Genomic DNA, 11,485 nt, shown 5'->3' with positions numbered 1-11,485 from the left:
TTGCTCTCCTTCACCGGCAGGAACGTGCCGGACGATCCGAGTAAAGGGGTCCGATGTACTCCGCCGGCCACCAGTGGTCTGGACCACTGAACGAACCGGCTCCCGGCGACGCTACCTGCGCTCCCGCCGCTTGTCAGCCCCCACCCCACCCGATTTCGGCATCGGTTCCATCACGCCCACCCGTCCCACCAACCCCCGGATATCCCCCCACCTCGCCACCCGGGCCCGGTAGACTGCCCCCCGGTGCCGCCGTGATCCCTCGCGGACGGCCACCGTGCCTCCTTAGCTCAGCTGGCCAGAGCGACGCTCTTGTAAAGCGTAGGTCGTCGGTTCGAACCCGACAGGGGGCTCCGCGCAGCAGTGGGAAGGGCCGGTCCGACGGGTGTCGGGTCGGCCCTTCGGCGTTGCCGGGGTCAGTCCGGGGGGAGGGTGAGGGTGGCGAGGGCGCCGCCCTCGGGGTGGTTGGCGAAGGTCAGGGTGGCGCCGATGACGCGGGCGTGGCCGGTGGCGATGGTGAGGCCGAGGCCGTGGCCGCGGCCGCGTTCGGGGGCGTTGGTGCGGAAGCGCTGGGGGCCGTGCCGCAGGAGGTCCTCGGGGTAGCCGGGGCCGTGGTCGCGGACGGTGATCCGCGGGCCGTCGACGTGCAGGTGGACCGGGCCGGCGCCGTGGCGGTGGGCGTTGAGGAGGAGGTTGCCGAGGATGCGGTCCAGCCGGCGCAGGTCGGTGCGGACCCGCCGGTCGGCGGTGACGTCGACGGTGACGTCCAGGCCGGTGAGGGTGACGGTGCGGCGGGCCGCGCGTTCCAGGGGGACGGCGGAGAGGTCGGGGGACTCGGCGTCCGCGTCCAGGCGGGACACCTCCAGCAGGTCCTCGACCAGGCCGCGCAGCGCCTGGACCCGGTTCTGCACGAGCTGGGTGGGGCGGCCCGGCGGCAGCAGTTCGGCGGCGGTGACCAGCCCGGTGAGCGGGGTGCGCAACTCGTGGGCGACGTCCGCGGTGAAGCGCTGCTCGTCCTCCAGCCGCCGGTGCAGGGTGCGGGACATCAGGTCGACGGCGGCGGCGAGGTCGGCCACCTCGTCCTTGCCGTCGACGAGTTCGCCGATCCGGGTGTCCGTCCCGCCGGCCGCGATGCCCCGGGCGGCGGTGGCCGCGGTGCGCAGCCGGCGGCTGATCCGGTCGGCGACGAGCACGCCGGCCAGCACGGTGGTGAAGACCGCGGCGACGACGGTGAGCAGGATGATCCGGTCCAGGTCCGCGATGGCCCGCCGGTCCTGGGCGAAGTCCACCCGGACGGACAGCACCCCGTTCTGCACCGGGCCGGCCGCCCACATCGACTCTCCGCTGCCGTCGGCGGCGAGCAGCGAGCCGTGCCGGCCGCTCGCGGCGAGGGCGCGCAGCCGCTCGGGCAGGGCCGGGTCGTTCACGGCGGCGCCCCGGCCGGCCGGGGCGCCGCCGCGGCCGTAGTCGTCCAGGGCGGAGTCGAGGACGGCGAGTGCGGAGGCACGGGCCTGGTCGACGTGCTGACGGATCATCGCCTGGTGGACCAGCAGGCCGACGGCCACCGCGACCAGGACGGCGATGGCGGCGACGGCGGTGGCGATCTGGCGGCGCAGGGTCATGCCGGGCGCCGCAGCTTGTAGCCGAACCCGCGGACGGTCTCGATCCGGCCGGAGCCGATCTTGGCGCGCAGCCGCTGCACGTGGACGTCCACGACCCGGGTGTCGGCGCCCCACTCGTAGTCCCAGACGCGTTCGAGCAGTGTGGAGCGCTCCAGCACGATCCCGGGCGCGGCGGTGAACTCCAGCAGCAGCCGCAGTTCGGTGGGGGTGAGCGGGACGAGGCGGCCGTCCACCCGGACCTCCATGCTGTCGGTGTCCACCTGGAGGCCGTCGAAGCTGCGCACGGCGGGGGAGGGGGCGGGGGAGGGGGCGGGGGCCTCCGGCGGCTGCGGAGTCCCGGGGACGACCGGCGGTGGCGGCGGTGGCGGGGTGTCGGCCGCCGGGACGACCCGGACGCGGCGCAGCACGGTACGGATCCGGGCGACCAGGACGGCGCTCTCGAAGGGCTTGACCACGTAGTCGTCGGCGCCGGCCTCCAGCCCGGAGACCACGTCCACCGGATCGGTGCGGGCGGACATCATCAGGATCGGCAGCTGGCTCTCCTCGCGGATCCGGCGGCAGAGGCCGACCCCGTCGAGCAGCGGCAGCATGACGTCGAGCAGGAGCAGGTCGGGCCGGACGGCGTGGAAGGCCTCCAGACCCTCCAGGCCGTCGGCCGCCGTGGTGACCGGGAAGCCGTAGCGTTCCAGGGCCATCCGGGTGGCCTCGCGGATCACCTCGTCGTCCTCGACCAGGAGGATGTGCGGGTGGGCGGGGGTGCCGGCGGCGCCGGCGCGGGTGGGGTCGGTGCCTGCGGGGGTGGTCATCGCTTCGCTTCCGGGAGCACGGCGGGGGCGGAGGGCGCGGTGGACGGCCGGGCGCCGCGCGGGGACGGGACGGCGGCCCCCGGGGCCGCGGGCTGCGGCGCGACGGGGGTGCGGCGCACCGGTCCCGGGCTGGCTTCGGGCGTGGCGGTGGCCGCCCGGCCGGTGTCCGGGCCGGTGGCCGGGCCCGTGGGCGGGCCGGTGGGCGGCAGCACGCCGACGCCCTCGTCCCGGCGTTCCTTCAGGGCGAGCCTGGCCCCGTCCCACTGGTAGTGGCTGCTGGTCTGGACGTAGGCGCTGGTCGGCTCGTACAGCCAGAGGTCGGGCCCGATGGTCGCGGCGCTGAACGCCGGCTGGACCGGCACCTGGAGGACGGGCAGCAGGCGGTCCCCGACGAGGGTGTAGACGTGCAGCACGACCCGCCCGGGGGTGACGACGACGGAGATCAGCTCGGGCTGCCCGTCCCCGGTGACGTCGCGGAACTCGGGGGGGCGGACCTCGCAGTCGGCGCAGGTGCCGAGCGCCCGCCGCTCCTCCGGGCCCACCAGCGGGTCCTTGGCGAGGACGGTGCGGACGTCGACCGCGGTGATGTCGCGCCCGGGGACGGTCAGGTCCGGCACGGGCTGCGGCGGCTCCTGGGTGGCACCGGCCGCGGGCGTGGCCGGCGGCGGGGAGGCGGGCAGCTGCGGCCAGAGCGGCCGGGGCACCGGCGGCGGGGTGACGGCCTCGGCCGGGCCCTGGTCGCGCAGCTCGCCGGGGGTGGCGGGGCCGAAGGCCAGGGCGGCGAGGGCGAGGACGACGACCAGGCCGGCCAGGGTGGCCACCGGGACGGCGCCGGGTCGGCGGCGGGATGGCGGGGTTGCTGCCACGGTCGGTGTCGTCCTCCTGATCTGCGGCGACGTTTCGGCCGTCGCTCCCGTCACCGCCCCGGTGGTAGGTCGCGCGAACGGCGGCCGGCGGTTCCGCGGCGGGGCCCGTGCCCCGCCGTCGGGGCGGCGTCGGCGCCGGATCCGGCGTCAGGCCAGGTCCGCCAGCACGATGATGTTGTCCGTCCAGTGGCCGTCCGAGCCGATCCGTCCGCCGCAGGTGATCAGCCGCAGTGCGGGCGCGGGCGTGTCACCGTACACCTGCTCGGTCGGGAAGCGGTCCTTGGCGGCCTGGAGCAGGGTGCGGACCTTGAAGTCCACGGTGGCGCCGTCCGCGCGCCGGATCCGGATCAGCTCGCCGGGCCGGAGCTTCGGCAGCTGCTTGAAGACCGCCGGGCCGTGCGCGGTGTCGTAGTGCCCGATGAGCACGGCGGGGCCGGTCTCGCCGGGGGTGGGGCCGTTGCGGTACCAGCCGACCTCGTCGCCCCGGTCGGCCGGCGGCACCTCGACGGTGCCGTCGGGGTTCAGGCCGAGTTCGGCCACCGGGGCGTCCACCCCGACGGAGGGGACCAGCAGCCGGGTCGGCGGCGAGGGCGGGTACGGCTTGGGAGCGGCGGGTGCGGCGGGCGCGGTGCCGGTCGTGGCCCCGGCGCCCTGGGCCGCCGCCGGGGCGTCGGTCCCCCCGCTGCCGTGCCCGGAGGTCTCGACCCGTACCACCGGGGTCTCCCGTCCGGACAGGGCGAGCGAGGTGCCGAGCACCAGGCAGAGCAGGCCCGCGGTGCCGAAGGCGGTACGGCTCAGCGGGCCCGGGCCGGGCCGGGCGGCGCGTCGGCGCCCCCGCCGGCGGCCCTTGGCGCGTCGGCGGCTGTCGGTCCCCGCCACCGGGGCGGCCCCGGCGCCGCTTCCCCGACTGGCCGGGTACGGGGAAGCGGCGCCGGGGTGCCCGGCGGACTCGGGACCGGTGTCAGCCGCGCGCACCGGAGCGGCGGCGCAGGAGGGCGAAGCCCAGGCCCGCGGCGCCGACGGCCGCGACGGTGCCGCCGCCGGCGAGCATCAGGCCGGAGCCGTCGGAGGCGGCGGAGCCGTCACCGGCCTGCGCGGCGCCCTTGGGCACCTCGCGGACCTGCGCCGGCTGGGCGCCGCCGGGCGCGGCCGGGGCGGGAGAGGCGGCGTTCCTGGGAACGGCCACGGCGGGCGAGGCCTCGGGCTTCGGGGCCTCGGCCCTCGGGGCGGCCGGTGCGGGCGCGGAGGTCTTCGCCGCCGCGTCGACGTTCGGGCTGGCGACGCTGGGGGCGGCGGGCTTCGGCGCGCTGTCGGCCCAGGCCTGCCCGCCGGTGACGGTGGCCAGCAGCGCGGCGCCGGTCAGGGCGCAGGCCGCCAGGACGCGGCGGGCGGGCGAACGGTGGGTACGGCTCATGCGGGGTGTCTCCCTCTGCATCGGTCGGTGCGTGGTGGACGCCGCTCCGCGGTGCGGTTCGCGGGGTCCGCCGTGCTGGTGTCGCGGGACGTCCGTCGTCGGCGCCGGACGCGTACGTCCTCGTCGTGGACGCTCTCCCGGCCGGTTCGAAGGGGTCGGCCGGTGGCGTCGTGGACGACGGTAGGAGGGCCGTGTCGCGGTCCTCGGCCGGTCGTGTCACGGCCGCCCATCGGCTGCGTAACGGCGGCGCGGAGCCGCTGACGCCTCCGGCCGATGGCCGCGCGGCTACCGCGCCGACCGGAGCCGGCGGAGGGTCCAGTCCGGGCCGAGCGGCCGGGTGTGGGCGGTGAAGAGTTCGGCGGCGCGCCGGTAGGAGAGGCGGGCGTGGCCGGTGTGGGGGCAGCGGTCGCGGGCGGGGGTGCCGGCGGGGGCGCGTCGGTCGGTGAGGAAGAGCGGGCCGGCGGCGCGGCCGGCCATGAGGAGGGGGAGCAGCCGGGCGGTGCCGGACTGCCAGTGGACGGCGGGGTATCCGTGACGGGTGCGGCGGCGGGGCAGGTCGAGGTGGTCGGTGTCCAGGGCGAGGACGGTCTCGATCGGGGCGCCGGACTCGTGCAGCAGGTGCCAGAGCGTCTGTTCGCGCAGTGGCGCGCGGAGGGCGAAGAGGGTGCGCAACTGTTCGGCGTCCAGGGCGGGTTCGGCGGGTTCGGGCAGCCGGTGGGGGCGGAGGTCGGCGGTCGGGTCGTCGTCGAGCCAGCCCCTGGCCCGCCACCAGGCCACGGCCGCGCGCAGGGTGGAGAGTTCCCGGTTGAGGGTGCGCGGGTCGGTGTCTGCGCCGCGCCGGGCGGCCGCGGCGCGGAGCCGCGCGGCGGCGTCGGGATGGTCGAGCAGGGCGAGCGGCAGGACGGGCGGCCGGGCGCGCCGCCGTTCGTGGCCGGTGGGGGCGGGCCGGTCGGCGAGTGCCCACGCCCAGGTGTCCAGCGCGATCCGGTAGATCCGGCGGGAGCCGTCGGAGAGCCCGGAGGCGGCCAGGTAGCGCTCGACGGCGACGGCGTACTCGACCGGGGGGAGCTCTGCCACGGTCCGACCTCTTTCCGCAGTAAACGGCATTCCGGCGACATTCTCGAAGGCGCTCGATGTTACCCGCGTTTCGCGGTAAACGGCTAGCAAGTGGCAGGTGAGAGGCCTTTCGACGGGGTATTTACTGCGGTTGTCGCCAGCCTCGGTGAAATTGATGCGAAAAGACTCAGGTTTTCTCCCGGAAACCCTTGAACCGCACTCCCGTCGAACCCCAGACTGGCTGCCCATGGCAGTGGACACAGACCGGATCCCGGCCCGCCGAAGGCGCCCGGGAGACCGTCTCGCTGTGCTGGGCGAGCGCGATTTCACCCGTTTCTTCATCGGGTACACGACCTCCCTCGTCGGCTCCTCGATGGCGCCGGTCGCGGTGGCCTTCGCGGTGCTCGACACCGGGGGAGACGGGACCGCGGGAAGCGGCACCGACCTGGGGTGGGTGATGGCGGCCCGGATCCTCCCGGTGGTGCTGGTGCTGCTGGCCGGCGGGGTGATCGCGGACCGGCTCGGCAGCCGCCGGGTGATGCTGGGCTCGGACGTGGTGCGCGGCCTGGTCCAGGCGCTGTTCGCCGGGCTGCTGGCGGCCGGGCACGCGCCGGTCTGGGCGATGGTCGCGCTGGTGGCGGTCTGGGGGGTCGGCGAGGGGCTGTTCATGCCGGCCTTCGGCGCGATCGTGCCCGACCTGGTGCGCCGCAAGGAACTGATGGCGGACGCCAACACCCTGCTGGGGCTGGCCCGTTCGGTGTCCACCGTGGCCGGCCCCGCCACCGCCGGCCTGGTCACCGCCGCCTGGGGCCCGGCGGCGGTGCTGCTGGCCGACGCGGTGACGTACGGCGTCGGCGCGGTCGCGCTGGCCGGGCTGCGGCTGCCGGCGCGGCCGGCGGCGGCCGGCGGGGAGTCGATGGTCCGGGACGTCCGGGCCGGCTGGTCGGAGTTCGCCGCCCGCCCGTGGCTGTGGATCACCACCGTGCAGACCGGCCTGTTCAACCTGCTGGTGTGGGCCCCCTTCCTGGTGCTCGGCCCGCTGCTCGCGCAGCGGGACCTCGGCGGCGCCCGGGCCTGGGGCCTGGTGATGGGCGGGTATGGCGCCGGCGCGGTGCTGGGCGGCCTGTTGATGCTCGGCCGCGCGCCCGCCCGTCCGCTCGCGGTGGCGTCCGTGGCGGCGCTGGCCTGGGCGGTGCCCTCCGGGGTGCTCGCGGCCGGGGCCGGGCTGCCCTGGGTGGCCGCGGGCGCGGTGGTGGCCGGGGTCGGTTCGGCGGTCTGCGGGACGCTCTACAGCACCACCACGCAGAAGTGGGTGCCGGTCGAACTGCTCGGCCGGATGACGGCCTTCGGCGTGCTGGGCTCCTTCGCCCTCGGCCCGCTCGGGCTGGCGGCGGCCGGTCCGCTGGCGGGCCGGTTCGGCGCGGACACCGTGTTGCTGATCGGGGCTGTCTGGCAACTGGCGGCCGGGGCCGTAGTGTTGGCCGTACCGGCGGTACGGAACCGCCGCTGGGAGGAGGGCCCGGACAGCTGACCAACCCCTCGGACGGCTCCGGGGCGCACCCCCGGCCCACCGCGCACCGCGCCCGGCCGGCCCCGGAGCGCAACCGGCTGCCCCTCCCGCGCACGTACGCCTCCGCGGCGGGCGGGGCGGCCGACCCGGTCGTACGGTGGAGGGCGGGGGTGACGGAGGAGGTCGATCATGCCCGGCTCGCTCACCATCAGCCACCACGAGTCCGCGGTCACCCTGGACCACGCGGACGCGGAGCGGCTTGCCACCGTCCTGGCGGAACTGGCGTACCTGCTGGAGATCCCGGGGCCCAACCGGATCAACGACGAACAGCTCGCCGTGCTGTGCGAGGGCCGCGCCCCGGTCCGCGCCGAACTGGTGCACTGGTGCGCGTCGAACGCCCGCGCGCTGAAGGGGCAGCTCTGACCGGAGCCGCCCGTGCCGCCGGCCGCCCGCCGTACGATGGCGCGCGGGGCGGGGACGCCCCCCGGGTGCCGGGGTGGCCGGCGGCCGGTCCGGCGGAGGGTGGGGGCCCGAGCGTGCCGCAGTCCTGGTCGATGTCCTGGCTGACCGTGCCCACGCCGCTGCCCAGCGGGCCGATGCACATCGCGGTGACCCCGCTCGGCGTGGCCTCGGCCGGGTACACCGGGCCGCGCGAGGGCGAGGCGCCGGCGTGCACCGACGCGTCGAAGGTCGCCGTCGTCACCGAGCGGATCGGCGCCTACCTGGCGGGCCGCACCCGCGAGTTGGGCCTGCCGATCGACTGGAGCCTGAGCTCCGGCCCGCACCGCGCGGTGCTGCGGACCCTCTGGCGCGAGGTGCCGTACGGCCGGACCGTCACCTACGGCGAACTGGCCGCCCGCAGCGGGGTGTTCGAGGACGTCGCGGAGCCCGGCCTGGCCGCCCGCACGGTCGGGCAGATGATGGCGGCCAACCCCGTCCCCCTGCTGGTGCCCTGCCACCGGGTGGTGGCGGCGGACGGGCTCGGCGGCTTCGGCGGCGGCCGGGTCGGGATCGAGGTGAAGCGCTGGCTGCTCACCCTGGAGGGCGTGCTGGAGCCGACCCTGGACTGGAACGGCCCGCTGTAGCGACGGCGGGGCCGCCGACGGCGACGGGCCGGCCGTGCCCGGCGGCCGGCGAGGCGCGCTGAGCGTGTCGGAGGGTGGCGCGGGCCGGGGCCCGCATGGGGGAGGATGGGGCCGGTCGAGGCGCGGACGACGCGTGGCCGGCGCCCGGCCGAGGCCGGGCCGGGACCCGGCTGACGTGCGGAACCCCGATATGTTCGAATAAATAGTCGAACGAATATCGATCGGGTGATCTATTCGTACTATTTGTTCGGGCATTCTGAACCACTCGAACGAGTGATTGCGGGTCGCCCTCGAATGGGCCCACCATGAAGCTGCAACACGCATGTGCAAGGCGACACTTCATCGGGATATGCGAAGGGCTCCCCCATGTCGACCGAAACCAATGCCGGTATTCCCGCGCCCGGTGCGCAGTCGGAACTCCGGCAGCAGCAGAGTCTGAGCACGGCGGGCGCGCGGAACCTCGCGACGACCACCAAGTCCGCCCCGCAGATGCAGGGCATCAGCCCGCGCTGGCTGCTCAGGAAGCTGCCCTGGGTGCAGGTGTCCGGCGGCACCTACCGGGTGAACCGCCGCCTGCGCCACTCGGTCGGCCGCGGCCGGGTGAGTTTCGTCAAGACCGGGGCCGAGGTGCGGATCGTCCCGCCCACGCTGGTCGAGGTGCCGGTGCTGCGCGGTTTCCAGGACGAGGCCCTGCTGGAGGAGTTGGCCGCGCGCTTCGTGCAGCGGGACTTCGACGCGGGCGACGTCCTGGTCCAGGCCGGGGCGCCGATCACCGAGGTCTTCCTGATCGCGCACGGCAAGCTCGACCGGCTGGGCACCGGCAAGTACGGCGAGGAGACGGTGGTCGGCTCCCTCGCCGACGGCGACCACCTCGGCGACGAGGCGATCCGGCAGGACGGCGGCGACTGGCCGTACACCGTCCGCGCCGCGACCTCCGGCACGGTGCTGACGCTGCCCTGGCCCGCCTTCCAGGAGCTGCACGACCGCTCCGAGGCGCTCCAGCTCCAGGTCATCGAGTACCTCAACGGCTTCCAGCAGGCGCAGAACAAGCACGGCGAGGCCGCGATCGACCTCTCCGCCGGCCACGAGGGCGAGTACGAGCTGCCCGGCGCCTTCGTGGACTACGAGCTCAAGCCGCGCGAGTACGAGCTGAGCGTCGCGCAGACCATCCTCAAGGTGCACACCCGGGTCGCCGACCTCTACAACCAGCCGATGAACCAGACCGAGCACCAGCTCCGGCTGACCATCGAGGCCCTGCGCGAGCGCCAGGAGCACGAGCTCGTCAACAACCCCGAGTTCGGCCTGCTCGGCAACGCCGCGTACGACCAGCGGTTCCAGACCCACTCCGGCCCGCCCACCCCGGACGACATGGACGAGCTGCTCAGCCGCCGCCGCGGCACCAGGATGTTCCTGGCCCACCCCCGGGCCATCGCCGCCTTCGGCCGGGAGCTCAACAAGCGCGGCCTCTACCCGGGGACGGTCGAGGTCGAGGGCAAGCAGCTCATGTCCTGGCGCGGGGTCCCGGTCTTCCCGTGCAACAAGATCCCGATCGTCGGGAGCACCAGCTCGATCATCGCGATGCGAACCGGCGAGGACAACCAGGGCGTCATCGGTCTGCACCAGACCGGAATTCCGGACGAATACCAGCCGAGCCTTTCGGTGCGGTTCATGGGAATCGACGAGAAGGCCATCATTTCCTACCTGGTGAGCGCCTACTACTCCGCCGCGATCCTGGTGCCGGACGCGGTCGGCGTCCTGGAGAACGTGGAGATCGCGCAGTACTGACGGTCCGCGGGGCCGGTCGCCGAGCCGCGCCGTCCGCCGGAGGCCGTTGGGCGGCTCCGGCGGACGGCGCGCCCCGGTGCAATACGGGCCCGGCCCGAGGCGGCCGGGGCGCGTACGACCGTGCCCGCCCCGCGGCGCAACTCCGGCCCGCCGTCGGCGGGCCGTCCCACGACAGGCGCCCGACAGGGGGAGACACCCATGACGAGTCCCATGCTGGAGCGGGACCACAAAGAGGGGCACGAGGCGGCGGACATCCTCGCCCGCACCCGCGCCCTGGTCGATCCGGTCCTGCGGGCCGCCGTCGACTCGCTGCCCGGCACCATGCGCAAGGTGGCCGGCTACCACTTCGGCTGGTGGGAGGCGGACGGCACCCCGGCCGAGGCCTCCGCCGGCAAGGCGATCCGGCCGGCCATGGTCCTGGCCGCCACCCAGGCGCTGGGCGGCAAGCCCGGCGAGGCCGTCGCCGCGGCAGCAGCGGTGGAGCTGGTGCACAACTTCACCCTGCTCCACGACGACGTCATCGACCGGGACGACACCCGGCGCCACCGGCCCACCGCCTGGCGGGTGTTCGGCACCACCGAGGCCATCCTGGCCGGGGACGCCATGCACTCCCTCGCGCTGCGCCTGCTCGCCGAGGACGGCCACCCGGCCGCCCAGGGCTCGATCCGCCGGCTCGCGGACTGCGTGGTCGAGCTCTGCGAGGGCCAGCAGATCGACTGCGCCTTCGAGCGGCGCAACGACGTCTCGCTGTCCGAGTGCCTGGCCATGGCGGAGGCCAAGACCGGGGCCCTGCTCGGCGCGGCCTGCGCGATGGGCGCCCTGTACGGGGGCGCCTCCGAGGAGGCGGCGCAGGCGCTGGACGGCTTCGGGCGGGAGATCGGCCTGGCCTTCCAGCTGATCGACGACCTGATCGGCATCTGGGGTGACCCCGCTGTCACCGGCAAGCCGGTCGGTGCGGACCTGGTCGCCCGGAAGAAGTCGCTGCCGGTGGTCGCGGCGCTGGGGTCCGGCACCGTCGAGGGCAAGACGCTGGCTGAGCTGTACGCGCTGGAGCGCCCGCTGACCGCTGAGGAGTTGGCGCAGTGCGCGGCGGCCGTCGAGGCGGCCGGCGGGCGCGGCTGGGCACAGGGCGAGTCCTGCGAGCGGATGGCCACGGCGATGGCGCAGCTGGCCGCCGCCGTCCCGGAGCCGGCCGCGGCCGACGAACTGCTGGCGCTCGCCGAGCTGGTCACCCGCCGCACGCACTGAGCGGGGTCGTCGGCCTCCAGCGCGGCCGGTCGCACGCACTGAGCGGGGCCGCCGGCGTCCAACGCGCCCACCGGAATGGGAAGTCGGCCCGGTCGA

General features: G+C 75.6%; 11 protein-coding genes and 1 tRNA gene. 6 read left to right on the top strand and 6 right to left on the bottom strand.

Annotation, left to right across the window (positions count from 1 at the left end; translation table 11 throughout):
• Window positions 1–276: 276 nt before the first annotated feature.
• Window positions 277–350, top strand: a tRNA-Thr gene (locus ACZ5GH_RS16420).
• Between the two features lie 63 nt (window positions 351–413).
• On the opposite strand, the gene ACZ5GH_RS16415 is transcribed toward ACZ5GH_RS16420, so the two are convergent.
• From ACZ5GH_RS16415 to ACZ5GH_RS16390, 6 genes are all read right to left on the bottom strand, one after another.
• Window positions 414–1,619 carry a sensor histidine kinase gene (locus ACZ5GH_RS16415; protein WP_387752821.1) on the bottom strand — a complete coding sequence of 402 codons (1,206 nt, stop codon included), beginning with the start codon at window positions 1,617–1,619 and terminating at the stop codon, window positions 414–416.
• Window positions 1,616–2,425 (bottom strand): response regulator, encoded by an 810-nt coding sequence (locus ACZ5GH_RS16410; protein ID WP_464334578.1) that lies wholly within the window; start codon window positions 2,423–2,425, stop codon window positions 1,616–1,618. Before ACZ5GH_RS16410 ends, ACZ5GH_RS16415 begins: the two co-directional genes overlap by 4 nt.
• The gene (locus tag ACZ5GH_RS16405) at window positions 2,422–3,291 is read right to left on the bottom strand and encodes a hypothetical protein (protein ID WP_464334577.1); all 870 of its coding nucleotides are present in this window, start codon (window positions 3,289–3,291) and stop codon (window positions 2,422–2,424) included. The genes ACZ5GH_RS16410 and ACZ5GH_RS16405 overlap by 4 nt, the downstream gene beginning before the upstream one ends.
• 147 nt (window positions 3,292–3,438) lie before the next feature.
• Entirely contained in the window at window positions 3,439–4,170 is a 732-nt protein-coding gene (locus tag ACZ5GH_RS16400) for a class F sortase (RefSeq protein WP_464334576.1), read from the bottom strand.
• An 82-nt stretch (window positions 4,171–4,252) separates the two neighbouring features.
• Complete coding sequence (locus ACZ5GH_RS16395) at window positions 4,253–4,705, bottom strand: hypothetical protein (protein ID WP_387752831.1); 453 nt, start codon at window positions 4,703–4,705, stop codon at window positions 4,253–4,255.
• Window positions 4,706–4,990: 285 nt separating this feature from the next.
• Complete coding sequence (locus tag ACZ5GH_RS16390) at window positions 4,991–5,782, bottom strand: hypothetical protein (RefSeq protein WP_464334575.1); 792 nt, start codon at window positions 5,780–5,782, stop codon at window positions 4,991–4,993.
• A 226-nt stretch (window positions 5,783–6,008) separates the two neighbouring features.
• On the opposite strand from ACZ5GH_RS16390, the gene ACZ5GH_RS16385 reads away from it, so the two are divergent.
• The 5 genes from ACZ5GH_RS16385 to ACZ5GH_RS16365 all read left to right on the top strand — a co-directional run bounded on the left by ACZ5GH_RS16385 (window position 6,009) and on the right by ACZ5GH_RS16365 (window position 11,389).
• Window positions 6,009–7,292 (top strand): MFS transporter, encoded by a 1,284-nt coding sequence (locus ACZ5GH_RS16385; RefSeq protein ID WP_464334574.1) that lies wholly within the window; start codon window positions 6,009–6,011, stop codon window positions 7,290–7,292.
• Window positions 7,293–7,460: 168 nt separating this feature from the next.
• Entirely contained in the window at window positions 7,461–7,694 is a 234-nt protein-coding gene (locus ACZ5GH_RS16380) for a hypothetical protein (RefSeq protein WP_387752839.1), read from the top strand.
• Between the two features lie 113 nt (window positions 7,695–7,807).
• Window positions 7,808–8,356 carry a methylated-DNA--[protein]-cysteine S-methyltransferase gene (locus ACZ5GH_RS16375; protein WP_464334573.1) on the top strand — a complete coding sequence of 183 codons (549 nt, stop codon included), beginning with the start codon at window positions 7,808–7,810 and terminating at the stop codon, window positions 8,354–8,356.
• A 366-nt stretch (window positions 8,357–8,722) separates the two neighbouring features.
• Window positions 8,723–10,141: a family 2B encapsulin nanocompartment shell protein gene (locus ACZ5GH_RS16370; protein ID WP_464334572.1), complete on the top strand. Its 1,419-nt coding sequence runs from the start codon at window positions 8,723–8,725 to the stop codon at window positions 10,139–10,141.
• 198 nt (window positions 10,142–10,339) lie between these two features.
• On the top strand, window positions 10,340–11,389 hold the full coding sequence (locus ACZ5GH_RS16365; protein WP_464334571.1) for a family 2 encapsulin nanocompartment cargo protein polyprenyl transferase: 1,050 nt from the start codon (window positions 10,340–10,342) through the stop codon (window positions 11,387–11,389).
• Window positions 11,390–11,485 lie beyond the last annotated feature (96 nt).

It is taken from the genome of Kitasatospora sp. Xyl93 (assembly GCF_055383135.1).
Note: the sequence above shows the minus strand (reverse complement) of the source record. Positions and strands in the feature narration are given on the sequence as shown.

Excerpts from the sequence above, each read along its gene's own strand:
- ACZ5GH_RS16385 (WP_464334574.1), top strand. The coding sequence starts at position 6,009 with ATGGCAGTGGACACAGACCGGATCCCGGCCCGCCGAAGGCGCCCGGGA.
- ACZ5GH_RS16370 (WP_464334572.1), top strand. The coding sequence starts at position 8,723 with ATGTCGACCGAAACCAATGCCGGTATTCCCGCGCCCGGTGCGCAGTCG.
- ACZ5GH_RS16395 (WP_387752831.1), bottom strand. The coding sequence starts at position 4,705 with ATGAGCCGTACCCACCGTTCGCCCGCCCGCCGCGTCCTGGCGGCCTGC.
- ACZ5GH_RS16380 (WP_387752839.1), top strand. The coding sequence starts at position 7,461 with ATGCCCGGCTCGCTCACCATCAGCCACCACGAGTCCGCGGTCACCCTG.
- ACZ5GH_RS16415 (WP_387752821.1), bottom strand. The coding sequence starts at position 1,619 with ATGACCCTGCGCCGCCAGATCGCCACCGCCGTCGCCGCCATCGCCGTC.
- ACZ5GH_RS16365 (WP_464334571.1), top strand. The coding sequence starts at position 10,340 with ATGACGAGTCCCATGCTGGAGCGGGACCACAAAGAGGGGCACGAGGCG.
- ACZ5GH_RS16410 (WP_464334578.1), bottom strand. The coding sequence starts at position 2,425 with ATGACCACCCCCGCAGGCACCGACCCCACCCGCGCCGGCGCCGCCGGC.